This is a genomic window from Burkholderia sp. LS-044 (assembly GCF_004803625.1).
Lineage (GTDB): Bacteria > Pseudomonadota > Gammaproteobacteria > Burkholderiales > Burkholderiaceae > Burkholderia > Burkholderia cepacia.
In genome coordinates this window covers 84,608-96,801 of the sequence record NZ_SSWO01000001.1, presented here as the reverse complement: position 1 = coordinate 96,801, position 12,194 = coordinate 84,608, and the positions used below count along the sequence as shown (strand labels likewise).

General features: G+C 68.5%; 11 protein-coding genes. 6 read left to right on the top strand and 5 right to left on the bottom strand.

The window, feature by feature from the left end; all coding sequences use genetic code 11:
* Nucleotides 1-5 precede the first annotated feature (5 nt).
* Nucleotides 6-794, bottom strand: coding sequence for a DUF2182 domain-containing protein (locus E9536_RS00435; protein WP_136469068.1), 789 nt, complete (start codon nt 792-794; stop codon nt 6-8).
* A 23-nt stretch (nt 795-817) separates the two neighbouring features.
* A complete protein-coding gene (locus E9536_RS00430) occupies nt 818-1,420 on the bottom strand; it encodes a DUF1326 domain-containing protein (RefSeq protein WP_059683480.1) in 603 nt (200 codons plus the stop codon).
* Nucleotides 1,421-1,768: 348 nt separating this feature from the next.
* Here E9536_RS00430 and E9536_RS00425 point away from each other — a divergent pair, with 348 nt between their 5' ends.
* A complete protein-coding gene (locus E9536_RS00425) occupies nt 1,769-2,173 on the top strand; it encodes a lysozyme inhibitor LprI family protein (protein WP_021159155.1) in 405 nt (134 codons plus the stop codon).
* 73 nt (nt 2,174-2,246) lie between these two features.
* On the opposite strand, the gene E9536_RS00420 is transcribed toward E9536_RS00425, so the two are convergent.
* Together E9536_RS00420 and E9536_RS00415 are read right to left on the bottom strand one after the other, a co-directional pair.
* Nucleotides 2,247-2,894, bottom strand: a complete 648-nt coding sequence (locus E9536_RS00420; protein WP_006483707.1) for a response regulator transcription factor — start codon at nt 2,892-2,894, stop codon at nt 2,247-2,249.
* A complete protein-coding gene (locus E9536_RS00415) occupies nt 2,891-4,999 on the bottom strand; it encodes a PAS domain-containing sensor histidine kinase (protein WP_059694887.1) in 2,109 nt (702 codons plus the stop codon). Before E9536_RS00415 ends, E9536_RS00420 begins: the two co-directional genes overlap by 4 nt.
* A 322-nt stretch (nt 5,000-5,321) precedes the next feature.
* Here E9536_RS00415 and E9536_RS00410 point away from each other — a divergent pair, with 322 nt between their 5' ends.
* The 5 genes from E9536_RS00410 (at nt 5,322) to E9536_RS00385 (ending at nt 10,858) form a co-directional block, all read left to right on the top strand.
* Nucleotides 5,322-5,792 carry a universal stress protein gene (locus E9536_RS00410; protein ID WP_060085250.1) on the top strand — a complete coding sequence of 157 codons (471 nt, stop codon included), beginning with the start codon at nt 5,322-5,324 and terminating at the stop codon, nt 5,790-5,792.
* A gap of 377 nt (nt 5,793-6,169) precedes the next feature.
* Nucleotides 6,170-6,676 (top strand): cupin domain-containing protein, encoded by a 507-nt coding sequence (locus tag E9536_RS00405; protein ID WP_091919666.1) that lies wholly within the window; start codon nt 6,170-6,172, stop codon nt 6,674-6,676.
* A gap of 185 nt (nt 6,677-6,861) precedes the next feature.
* Nucleotides 6,862-7,887: a DedA family protein/thiosulfate sulfurtransferase GlpE gene (locus E9536_RS00400; protein ID WP_021159151.1), complete on the top strand. Its 1,026-nt coding sequence runs from the start codon at nt 6,862-6,864 to the stop codon at nt 7,885-7,887.
* Nucleotides 7,888-8,330: 443 nt separating this feature from the next.
* Nucleotides 8,331-9,713 carry an amino acid permease gene (locus E9536_RS00390; RefSeq protein ID WP_059694883.1) on the top strand — a complete coding sequence of 461 codons (1,383 nt, stop codon included), beginning with the start codon at nt 8,331-8,333 and terminating at the stop codon, nt 9,711-9,713.
* 209 nt (nt 9,714-9,922) lie between these two features.
* A complete protein-coding gene (locus E9536_RS00385; RefSeq protein WP_091919663.1) occupies nt 9,923-10,858 on the top strand; it encodes a universal stress protein in 936 nt (311 codons plus the stop codon).
* A 551-nt stretch (nt 10,859-11,409) separates the two neighbouring features.
* Here the strand turns inward: E9536_RS00385 and E9536_RS00380 are convergent.
* Entirely contained in the window at nt 11,410-11,844 is a 435-nt protein-coding gene (locus tag E9536_RS00380; RefSeq protein WP_027791569.1) for a hypothetical protein, read from the bottom strand.
* Between the last annotated feature and the right edge of the window lie 350 nt (nt 11,845-12,194).

The window sequence follows — 12,194 nt, the reverse complement described above, 5'->3', positions numbered from 1 at the left end:
GGGCCTCACGCGTGGCTGGCAACGATCAGCACGGCTGCACCGAACAACGCGGCGCCAAGCGGCGCGGTGAGCGCCTGCCCCCAGGCCGCATTCTTCTCGAGTGCCATCAACGCGGCGAGCGCCAGCATCCAGCCGAGACTGCCGGCGCCGACGACGAACATCAGCAGCATCAGCGCCCAGCAGCAGCCGACGCAAAAGAGCCCGTGGCTGACGCCGAGCGCAAACGCGTGACGCATCGGCGTGCGGCCACGCCAGCGGCTGATCACGAAACTGAACGGCGTGCGGCAACGATCGAGACAGTGCGTCTTCAGTCCGCTGAACTGGAACGCGCCCGCGAGCGCGAAGACGGCCGCGCCGATCAGCCAGCCGCGCCACGCGAGCGCCGGCACGCGCGCGACACCTGCCAGCACCAGCCCGTGCAGGCCGTGCGCGACGAGGCCGAAACCGCTCCACGTGGCGACGTAGCCGATGCCGACGAGCGCGAGCAGGCGCGTCTGGTCGGGGCGGCTCGCGACGACGCGGGCGAACGCATCGAACAGCGACAACGTCGTCGGCAGCATCATCGCGAGGATCATCAGCGTCCAGCCGGCCGCGTCGAACGCGGCCGGCAGCCACAGCGTGCCGCCCGGCAGCGCGCGGCAAAGCGCGCTGAACGGTGCGGACAATGCGCTGTCGCCGTGGTCGAGGTAGCGCCCGTACGGGCTGCGCGTCCATGCCCACAGCGTGAGCCACGCGAACGCGGCGAGACTCGCGAGCACGAGCGGAAACAGGCGCCGATGCAGCGAAGCAGCCATGACCGTGGGCGTGCGATCGCGCTTCACGCGTCGAACAGGAACGTGCTCTGCAGCGCGTTGTGATTCTTCAGATCGACGTCGATGCCGATCGCCGCGTTCTTCGACCGGTAGACCGGCGCCTTGCCGACGAACACCGGTGCGCCGGGTACCGTCGAGAACACGGTGTCGGTCAGCGTCGTCTGCGCGCCGCTCGGGCCGAGATACGGCTCGAGTTCCGCGTGGTAGTCGGTGCCGATCGACAGTGTGCCGCGTGCCCCTTCGACGTTGAAGGCGATGGGGGCGCGTTCGATCGACACGACCGTGCCGATCAGTTTCGCGAGTTCGGCGATCGGGCCGCCGGCCTGGCCCGTGTAGACCTTCAGCAGCGCCTGCTCCTGCGCGTCGGATGCCGTGTCGCTGACGTAGATCGCGGCCGTCCAGTTGCCTTGCAGGATGTTGCCCGGCACGCGGCACACGGCGGCGATCGTGTTGCCGCTCACGTCGACGCCGTCGACGGTGCCCTTGTCGACATGCCATGCGACGATCGTGTCGCAGACGCCGAAATCCGGGTCCTCGCCGATCCAGCACGGGCAGAGTACGCGACAGTTGCAGACCTCGAGCAGACGGCCTTCCAGGTGATAGCTCATGATTCCCTCCAGGGAGCGACGGCGATAGCACGTTGGGCCGGGTGGAGGAACCTGACTGACGAGTCGTCACCCCGCTCGGCGATGCGAACGCGAAATGCGCTGAGGAATGCGCGGAAGCGGAGACGGGATGGATGCGATAGCGCGGGCCTGAAGCGGCGTATCGATTTTCCAGTGTAGGTGCGCGGGGCCGATATGCAAGCCGTCGCGGGCGCTGCGATGCCGGCTGACAAGCCGGCGCGCGTGCGCTAGCATCGCGATCGGTATCGCCGCCGCACGGCGGCCGATGCGCGACAGCGCGACAGGCCCGGCACCGGGTTCCACGACTTCAACGAACAACAAGGAGCATCCATGCGTGTCTTGACCGGTTTGCTGTGCGCACTGGCGCTGGCGGCGAACGTCGCCCATGCGCAGGCGAATTGTGCCGACGCGACGGACCAGGCGGCGATGACGGCGTGCGCCGATCGCGCGTACAGGAAATCCGACGGGGAACTGAACCGGATTTACCAGGCCGTCACCGCGCGCCTGCGCGATGCGCGGCCGCTCGCCGACAAGCTCGTGAACGCGCAGCGTGCGTGGATCGCGTACCGCGATGCCGAATGCAGCTTCTCCAGCGCGAACGCCGAGGGCGGCAGCGCGTATCCGATGGTCGTGTCGACCTGCCTCGACGATCTGACGAAAGCGCGCACCGAAACGCTGAAGGGCTATCTGTCGTGCGAGGAAGGCGATCTCGCGTGCCCGGTGCCCGCGAAGTAGGCGTGGTGAGCCGCCCGCGGCCGGGCGCATGGCGCGCGGCCGGGCGGCGCACGCCATCCGCGGCCAGACGTCGCTAGACGTCGTCCGTTTCGTCGAGCAGCTTGTGCCGCATCGCGTAGCGCACCAGCGCCGCTTCGTGCGGCATCTGCATCTTTTCCAGGATACGTGTCTTGTACGTGCTGACCGTCTTCGCGCTCACGCACAGCGCGTTGGCGATCTCGGTCAGCGTCTGGCCAGCCGCGATCCGCCGGAACACGTCGAATTCGCGATCGGACAGCCGCTGGTGCGGCAACGTCTCGGCCGGCTCGTTCAGGCTCTGCGCGAACTGCTCGGCCATCGCGAGGCTCACGTAGACGCCGCCCGACGCCACCTTCGTGACCGCACCGACCAGCTCGGCGCTCGCGCTTTCCTTCGTCAGATACCCCGACGCGCCGGCGCGGAACGCGCGCACCGCGTACTGCTGCTCCGCGTGCATGGTCAGCACGAGCACGCGCAGCGCGGGCTTCTCGTCCTTGATCTGCTTGATCAGTTCGACGCCGTTGCGGCCCGGCATCGACAGGTCGAGCACGAGCACCTGGGCGGGCGTGGCGCGCACGAGCGCGATCGTCGACGGGCCGTCGCAGGCTTCGCCCGCCACTTCGAACCCGGTGGCGTTCTGGAGGATGTGCCGCAGACCGTCGCGTACGAGCGTATGGTCGTCGGCGATGAGCACCTTGATCATGTGATGAGCGTTTCCTGTTGTACGGTGCTGAGCGGGAGTGCGACGGTGATCGAGAAACCGCGCGCGAGCGCGGTGTCGATCGTCACGGTGCCGCCCAGCATGTGGGCGCGTTCGCGAATGCCGATCAGGCCGAACGATTTGTCTTCGTGGGCCGGGCCGCCGGGTGCCGAGCCGCGGCCGTTGTCCGCGACGCGCAACACGCAGAAGCCTTCCTCCACGTCGAGCCGCAGCGCGACGCGCGTCGCATCCGCATGGCGCGCGACGTTCGTCAGCGCTTCCTGGACGATCCGGAACAACGTGGTCGCGCCCGCGCTGGTGAACGTGAGGCCGCCCGTTTCGATGTGCCGCTCGACGTCGATCCCGTAGCGGTTCGTGAAATCGTTCGCGAGCCATTCGATCGCCGGCACGAGGCCGAGATCGTCGAGCATCACGGGCCGCAGGTCGGCCGCGATGCGCCGCACCGATGCGACCGTCGCATCGATCAGCCGCCGCATGCCCTGCAGGTGCGACAGCACGCCCGCGTCGGGCAGCGCGCGGCCGGGCATGCGCAGTTGCTGCTCGACCACCGACAGATCCATCTTCAGCGCGGTGAGCTGCTGGCCGAGGTCGTCATGCAGTTCGCGCGCGATGCGGGTCTTTTCCTCTTCGCGCACGTTCTGCAGGTTCGCCGACAGTTCGCGCAATTCCTCGCGCGACAGCTTCAGCGCATTCTCCGCGCGCAGCCGCTCGGTGATGTCGCGCAGCATGACCGTGTAGAGCTTGCCCGACGCGTCGCGGATCTGCGAGATCGATGCCTCGATCGGGAACTCCTCGCCGTTGGCGCGCAGCCCGAACAGCACCCGCTGGCGGCCCATCTGACGTTCGGACACGCCCGTCACGCCGAACTGGTCGACGTGCTTCGCGTGCGCGGCGCGGAACCGTTCGGGGATGAAGCGCGACAGCGGCGCGCCGATCGCTTCCATCGCGGACACGCCGAACACCTGCTCGGCCATCGGATTGAAGATCACGACCGTCTGCTTCTCGTCGATCGTGATGATCGCTTCCATCGACGAACGGATGATGCCCATCATCCGCGCCTCGTTGAGGATGCCGCGGCTGCTCGCACCGGAATCGGCGGCACCGGTGCGGCGCAGCAGTGCGTGGACGAGCATCGCGAACGCGATCGACGCGATCAGCCCGGCGGCGAGCACGGTGCCGGCCGCGCGTTGCGCGCCGGTTGCGCTCGGGCGGCCGTCCGCGGAATAGGCGAGCGCCAGCACGGTGCCGCCGAAGTTCAGCTCGTCGGTGCGCCGCATCAGGTCGGGCGATGCTGACGCCTCGTCGGTCGTCGTTTCGACGCTGACGATCGCACGCCGGTCGCCGCCGGCGGTCATCGACACGTCGATTCCGCGTTCCGCGTCGAGTGCGCGCTCGATCAGGCGACGCGGGCTCAACGCCGCGAACAGCACCCCGTCGGCGGCGGTGTCGCGCGTGCCGGACGGCGGGGCGGCCGCATGCGGCGGCGCGGCGACCGGCACGAACAGCGTGAAGGTGCGGGCGTCGCGGGATGTGTCGTCGTCGGCCGGGTGGACGCCGAGCGCGATGTCACCGGTCTGCAGCGCGCGCGCGAGCGGCGCAGCGTCGGAGGCGCCGAAGCGCACGACGGGCGAATTCGACGCCGGCGCGCTGAGCACCGCGGTCGCGAGCGTGCCGGCCGGCATCGGGTTCGTGCCGGCGAGCGCGGTGCGGGTCGCGGGCGGCAGCGGCGCATAGCCGATCTGGCGAACCGGCGAGCGGCCGCTGTCGAGGTCGAGCGTGTCCACGTACCGGCGCCACTGCTCGGGCGTCATGTCCGGGACGAGGCTGAACGCGCCGCGCGCGCCTGCGAGCACGGCAACGCCGGACTGCAGCTCGTGGCGGAGCATGGCCGTCACGTGCGACGTGCGGCGTTCGAAACGCGTATGGACGGCGCCTTGCCACTGCTCGCGCACGAGCAGCGCGACGCCGAGCGACAGCGCCGCGCCGGCGCACAGCGCAACGACGCCGGCCGCGAGCGGCTGGCGTAACATGATCTGGAGGCGCGTGGGCCCTCGGGCGTCACGCGTCGGGGTTCCACTGGCGGTCATTCGATGGCCATTCTGTTGTCGGGGGCCGCCCCGTGGCACGGGGGCAGCGCAGCAAAACCGGGCAAAACTCGCACCGGCTGCACGCAACGTCTAATTTCAAGATGAAATTGTGCGCGATTTACACGTTTTTTGTAATGGGGTCACTAGAAATTGCGGCAAACGGCGTGAAGCAGCGGGTGCGCCGGCCGCACTTGACGCGCATCAACGGGCGCGTCGGCACGTGGGGCAGACTGTTCGGCAGGCCAGCCGGCACCGGGCCGGGTGGCGATAACGGGCCGCCGTCGCGCGACGCGCGAGGCGTGCCCGGTCGGAGGGACGGACCATGTACAAGCGGATTTTCGTCGGGCTCGACGGCAGCCCGAGCGCGCGTCTCGCGCTGAACGAGGCGATCCGGATCGCGGCGGCGTCAGGCGGTGAAGTCACCTGCGCGTATGTCGTCGAGCACCGGCCGCAGCTCGTCGACGTCGATGCGGGTTTCGCGGCCGAGCGCGATGGCGATGCGGCCGCGACCGATGCCGCGACGCCGGTGCTCGACGCTGCGAAAGCGGTGCTCGCCCAGGAGCACGTGCCGGGCACCGTGCGCGCGCTCGACGCCTACGGCGAGGATGTCGCCACCGTGCTGATGCGCACGGCCGCCGAAACCGATGCCGACCTGATCGTGATGGGCACGAGCGGGCGGCACGGCCTGCGCAGGCTGCTGCTCGGCAGCGTCGCCGAATCGCTGCTGCGCGCGGCCGACCGGCCCGTGCTGCTGGTGCGGCACAGCGAGCCGGTCGCGCCGTCGGCTGCGTGACGTACGCGGGCGCGGCGCCGACGTATGGGCGGCTGTGGGCGGCGGCTGTCGCGCGGATCCGCCGGATGACGGCCTGACGAAACGGAAACGCACAACGCGCCGGCCGACGCTCGGCGTGTGAAAGCGACGGCCGTTTCTGTCGCACCGGCCGGGCGAGGGCAGTACACCCGATTGCGCCCCATGGGGGCAATCGCGTGCCCACGGTTGCATCCCGATGCGCAGTTCTGGCAGCATCGGCCGGTGTCCGCTTGTTCGCCGCGCGCATGGCCGCGGCGTTCGACCCAGCGGCATCCGGCGGCATGCGGTCGCGTTCGCGACGGGCGAAGCGATCCGGTGCGCCGGGTGTCCGGTTCCTTACCTTACCGACGTCATCCGCCATGCCGATTTCCGCTACCGACCTGATTCGCCAGTTCGACCTGCAGCCGCACCCCGAGGGCGGCTATTTCCGCGAAACCTACCGTGCGACCGATTCGGTCGTGCGTTCCGCCGACGGCGCGCCGCGCGCCGCGTCGACGGCGATCTATTACCTGTTGTGCGACGGCGCTTACTCGTCGTGGCATCGAATCCGTTCCGACGAAGTCTGGCATTTCTATGCGGGCGATCCGATCGAGGTATGGGTGCTCGACGAGCGCGACGGGTTGACGATCCACCGGCTGGGCAACCCGCTCACGCATCCGGGCACCGTGTTCCAGGCGGTCGTGCGGGCCGGGAGCTGGTTCGGCGCGCGCTGCGCGGCGCCGGAGCACGTCGCGCTCGTCGGCTGCACGGTGGCGCCGGGTTTCGAGTTCGCGGAATTCGAACTGGCCGACGCAGCCGCGCTGGCCGCCGCGTTTCCCGACTACGCGGAACACGTCGCGCGGCTTGCGCAGCGCCCGGACGCATGAGCGCGACAGCGGTGCCGGCAACCTCCTGAAGCCCGCGCCGAAGGCGCGGGTTCCGCGCGATCGCGGCCAAACCCGTTTAGAATGCCCGTCATGCACTGGTTGGCTGCGGACGTGCCGCGGCGGCCGCTGCCCAGCCGGTCCGACGGCCCTCGTCGCGCGGCCGCATGTCTTCCAGGAGCGCCGCCGTGTGGCACTTTCCCATCGCTATTCCATCGTCGCTCGGCCCGTGGGCCGTGTTCGCGAGCGTGTTGATCACGCAGCTCGGCGTGCCGGTGCCGGCCGTGCCGATGCTGATTCTCGGCGGCACGATGGCGGCAATGGGGCAGGCATCCTGGGTCAGCATGTTCGCGGCGGCGATCGGCGCGACGATGCTGGCCGATTCGCTGTGGTTCTTCATGGGCCGCACGCGCGGCCGGCGCCTGTTGAACGGCCTCGTGCGCTTCTCGCTGTCGCTCGACACCACGCTGCGTTTCGCGCGTAACGTATTCGAAAGGTACGGCGCGCCGCTGCTCGTGCTGTCCAAGTTCCTGCCGGGCCTCGGCCTCGTGTCGGCGCCGCTGCTGGGCACGACCGCGATCGGTGTCGGCGTGTTCCTGTTCTGGGATCTGGCCGGCGCGTCGCTGTGGGCCGCGTTCTGGCTGGTCGGCGGTGCGGCCATTCACGACCAGATCGTCCAGTTCGTGCTGTGGGTGCGCGCGAGCGGCGGCACGATCCTCGACGCGTTCCTCGCGATCTTCATCACGTTCCTGCTGTACCGCTGGGTGCGTCGCGTGCAGTTCCGCCGTTATCTCGCGCAGGTGCGCATCTCGCCGCCGCAACTCGTCGAGATGATGACGTCGGACGAGCCGCCGCTGATTTTCGACGCGCGGCCGAAGGCGATTCGCGAGCGCGAACCGTACCGGATCGCCGGCGCGGTGCCGGTCGATCTCGATTCGCCGGACCTGCTCGACCCCGAACTGCTGAAACGGCCGATCGTCGTCTATTGCGTGTGTCCGAACGAGGCCACCGCGAAGCGCCTGATCGCGAAGATGCAGCGGAAGAAGATGATCCACAACATCCGCGCGCTGAAGGGCGGCCTCGATGCGTGGGAAAAGCACGGCTACCCGGTCGAGCCGATGCCGGCCGATCTCGACGCGTCGCGTTATTTCGTGCGGCCGGAACACGGTGCGCTCGAAGGCGAATATACGGTGCGCGCGACGCTGTCCAAATAAATCCACGCGCGAGATACGCGCGCATTCGAATTCCGCCGTGGATTTCACCCGACACGATTTCCACGAAAATCGGCTGGCGCGAAACCGCTGATCCTCCATATAATCCCGCCTGCATATTGCGTGCGCATGATCGCGCACATTCGACGCGTATTCGTTCGCGCCGAAAGCGATTGATCCCGGCGCCGTCCGTTACGCGCTCAGCCGCGTCACACGGGCCGCACGGGCGTATTCCGTGAAAGGCCCGATCCGTTTTCCGGATTGTTCCGGAAAATACGGATAATCCGCGGCGATTCCCATCGGATTGACGCAGTATCCGTGTCGTTTCTTATTCGGAAAATGACGGCGGAGATTATTTCGTTTTCGGCATGCCGGGTTCGGCATGAACGGTCGCGCATTGATATCGACAATGACGGCGGCCCGTTCACGGCTGCCAGGAGACGGACTTGAAACAACCAGAAGACCAGTTGCACCGCGGGCTGGAAGAGCGGCACATCAACCTGATGGCGCTCGGCGCGACGATCGGCGTCGGCCTGTTCCTCGGCTCGGCCAGCGCGATCCGCGTCGCCGGTCCGGCCATCCTGCTGACCTACCTGCTGGGCGGCATCGCGATTTTCCTGATCATGCGCGCACTCGGCGAGATGGCGATCGCCAATCCCGTCGCCGGCGCGTTCAGCCGCTACGCGCGCGACTACCTCGGGCCGCTGGCCGGCTACCTGACCGGCTGGACCTACTGGTTCGTGTGGATCGTCACCTGCATGGCGGAAATCACCGCGGTCGGCGTCTACATGCACATGTGGTTCCCCTCCGTACCGAACTGGATCTGGGCGCTCGCGGCGCTGATGGCGATGGGCTCGGTGAACTTCATCGCGGTCAAGCTGTACGGTGAATTCGAGTTCTGGTTCGCGTTGATCAAGATCGTCACGATCGTGCTGATGATCATCGGCGGCGGGTTGATGATCGCGTTCGGCATCGGCAACGGCGGTGTCGCGATCGGCCTGTCGAACCTGTGGGCGCACGGCGGTTTCATGCCGAACGGCATCAACGGCGTGATCGCCGCGCTGCCGATCGTGATGTTCGCGTATCTCGGCGTCGAGATGCTCGGTCTCACGGCAGGCGAGGCGCGCAACCCGGAGAAGTCGCTGACGAAGGCCGTGAACTCGGTGTTCTGGCGCGTGCTGATTTTCTACATCGGCGCGCTGTTCGTGATCATGTCGCTCTATCCGTGGGATCAGATCGGCACGCAGGGCAGCCCGTTCGTGATGACGTTCTCGCGGCTCGGCATCCCGGCTGCCGCGGGCATCATCAACTTCGTCGTGCTGACCGCGGCGCTGTCGTCGTGCAACAGCGGCCTGTTCAGCACCGCGCGGATGCTCTACAACCTCGCGCAGCAGGGCCAGGCGCCGAGCAAGCTCGGCAAGGTCAACCGCAACGGCGTGCCGGTGTACGGCGTGATCGTCTCGGTCGCGCTGCTGCTGATCGGCGTGCTGCTCAACTATCTCGCGCCGCAGCACGTGTTCACGTGGCTCACGTCGGTGTCGACGTTCGGCGCGATCTGGACGTGGTGCGTGATCCTGATCGCGCAGATGCGCTTTCGCCGCACGCTGTCGGCCGACAAGATCGCGCGCCTGCCGATCCGCGTGCCGTTCTATCCGCTCGGTTCGTTCGTCGCCCTCGGTTTTCTCGTGCTGGTCGTCGTGCTGATGGCGTTCACGCCCGACACGCGCGTCGCCCTCGTGATCGGGCCGGTGTGGATCGTGCTGCTCGGCATCGCGTATGCACTGTTCTACGCGAACCGCCCGGCGGCATCGGTGCCGACGAAGTCGTAAGCGGCGCGGGCAGGGGCCCGCGCGACCCTTGATCGCGATCATGCACGCGCGGGCCGGACGTCCTATGCTGAACGCATCGATTGTCCGCGCTTCGCGTGACATCCCGCCGATCCCCGCGACCGCGGCGGCCGTCCGGCCGCCGCGCGCCGCTTCCGCGCGAAGCTCCCGTCGTCGTTCCGCGACGACGCGCACGCACGGAGGCCTTCGCCATGCAGCCTGCCCAGTCCATCCCGACGCTTGCGCGGATCGCGCTGGCCGTCGATCCGACGCCCGAATCGCTGTCCGCCGCACGCTACGCGCGCACGCTGTTGCGTCCCGGCATGCGATTGCGCATCGTCTGCGCAATCGACAACCCCCGCCTCGTATTGCCCGACATCCCGCGCATCGACGCGCTGCTGACGTCCGCGCGCGAGGACATGATGCGCGAAGCGCAGGCCACCAACGAGCGGATCGCCGCGCTGTTCGCCGATAGCGGGATCGAGGTCGAGCAGGCCATCGTCGATACGTCGGTGACGGGCGGCTCGGTGGCCGATGCACTGGTGAACGATACGTCGGAATGGCGCGCGGACGTGCTGATAGTCGGCGCGAATCCGCATCACGGGCTGCTGCGGCTCGTCGAAGGCGCGATGTCGGACACGCTGACGACACGCGCGCGCTGCGCGCTGCTGATCGTGCCGGCCGCCTATGCGCTGCCGTCGAATGGCGGCCTGCAGCGGCTGATGTTCGCGGTCGACGGCAGCGAGCCGTCGCTGCACGCAGTGCGCGTCGGGCTCGGCTTCGCGACGCCGACAACGTTGCTGTACGCGGCATACGTGATCGATCGCGCGGTTCGTCTGACGGATATCGTGCCGGTGCGCGCGCTCGAGGATGCCTATCGCGCGGAGGGCGAGGATGCACTCGCGAAGATCGGCCCGCTGTTCCATGCGACCGGGAACCCGACCAAGCGCGGTATCGTCGAAACCCGCCCGACCAGCGACGACGTCGCCCATGCACTGATGCGCGACGCCGTGCACTGGCGTGCCGAACTGCTGGTGGTCGGCACGCACGGCCGGCGCGGCATCGCCGCCTGGCTGATCGGCAGCGTCGCGCGTCGCGTGGCGCATCTCGCCCAGGTGCCCGTGCTGCTCGTGCGCGGTACCGAGTAAATCGCGCGGTGTCGAGATCGAAACCGGCCTGGTTTGATCTGCATCAGAAATGGCGCAAGTATCGCGTGAGACATTGACGGAACAACCGGCCGCGCGGCCGGTCTGTCGTGCATGCACCGCGCAGCCGCGCGAGCGTCGAAGGCCGTGATCGACGGTGCATTCACCGGCATCACATCATTTTCCGGAGCCGCGACGTGCGATGCACGGCGCGTCATCCGGCCGAGAACTCTCTGGCACGAGGGTAGGCAGCCGTCGGCTGCCTTGGAGGACGGGCGGGGTGCAAGTCACCCCGTCCGCTTTCCGCGTTGGTGTTGTCGTTGGCCCCGTCTGAAGTGCATTCCCCGCAGGAATCGTTGTCATTGCGACCGTGTGGAACGGCGCGTGGTGATGCGTGATGGCGCGCGGTTGCGCCGATGCGAAGCGGTGAAGGTCGCGGCAGGCTCACCGTTGCCGCGCCGTCGTCCTACAGGCTCGGCGTGCGGCAGGCGCTGCCGACGTTGCGCGGTGAGCAGCCATTGCACGGCCCCGTGCCGTGCCGGCCGCTTGCCCGCTCAGCCGGTGCGAAGCATCGACCGCAAGTCGTGTCGCCGGCCTGCGCCGCGGCGTACCCGCGGGCGCTGGCGCGCGACGTGCAGCGGCGCGCATAGGCCGCATGTACGGTTGCGCAGGCGGTTTGCATGCGGCCAGCCGGGGCGCGCCTTGCGGCGTGCCTCGACCGCGGCCGGCGCGTCGGGTGCGGCCCGTGCGCACAGTGCCGCGGCGAACCGTTGCAACGCGAGAACCGAGCCCGCGACGCTCTGGTACTTCTCGCGGCCGATCTGCCCGTCGAGCGTGACGAGCAACCCGGCTTCGCGAGCAAGTGCAAGCAAGGTGTCGATATCGTCCGACGGACGGTTGCCGGCCGGCACGGCCTGGGCGGGCAGGGCGCGTGCGTTGCCCGACGCGCGCCGTTGGCCGTCCCGGCCCGGTAAGTTGCGATGTGCCATGGTTGGTCTCCTGCGCCAAGCCCCGCATGCCGGCTCGACGGCCGGCTGAGCGATGACCTGTATGAACGTTTCGTCCATGTCACCAGTATCGTGGGGCGCCAGTACGCTGCCAAGCAGCGTGCGCTGAACTCGCTGTCAGGGATTGCGCGGTGCGTATCGGAATCCGCTGACACGCAGGGCGCCCGATCGGCCGTCCGGGCGACGATCCGGCTCGTTCGTTCCGACGAATGGCCGGCGCGTGGCGCAGCGCGCTTGACGCATGATTTCGGCCGGTCTAAGTTCGCGGATGCATCGGCGTCGAGCAGCGTCCCATCGTTCGCCCGCCAGCCGGTGCCGCGCCCCGGGGTGGC

Bases quoted from the DNA above. Each gene is read 5' to 3' on its own strand.
- E9536_RS00415 (WP_059694887.1), bottom strand. From the start codon at position 4,999: ATGACCGCCAGTGGAACCCCGACGCGTGACGCCCGAGGGCCCACGCGC.
- E9536_RS00405 (WP_091919666.1), top strand. From the start codon at position 6,170: ATGCCGATTTCCGCTACCGACCTGATTCGCCAGTTCGACCTGCAGCCG.
- E9536_RS00410 (WP_060085250.1), top strand. From the start codon at position 5,322: ATGTACAAGCGGATTTTCGTCGGGCTCGACGGCAGCCCGAGCGCGCGT.
- E9536_RS00425 (WP_021159155.1), top strand. From the start codon at position 1,769: ATGCGTGTCTTGACCGGTTTGCTGTGCGCACTGGCGCTGGCGGCGAAC.
- E9536_RS00380 (WP_027791569.1), bottom strand. From the start codon at position 11,844: ATGGCACATCGCAACTTACCGGGCCGGGACGGCCAACGGCGCGCGTCG.
- E9536_RS00420 (WP_006483707.1), bottom strand. From the start codon at position 2,894: ATGATCAAGGTGCTCATCGCCGACGACCATACGCTCGTACGCGACGGT.
- E9536_RS00435 (WP_136469068.1), bottom strand. From the start codon at position 794: ATGGCTGCTTCGCTGCATCGGCGCCTGTTTCCGCTCGTGCTCGCGAGT.
- E9536_RS00430 (WP_059683480.1), bottom strand. From the start codon at position 1,420: ATGAGCTATCACCTGGAAGGCCGTCTGCTCGAGGTCTGCAACTGTCGC.
- E9536_RS00385 (WP_091919663.1), top strand. From the start codon at position 9,923: ATGCAGCCTGCCCAGTCCATCCCGACGCTTGCGCGGATCGCGCTGGCC.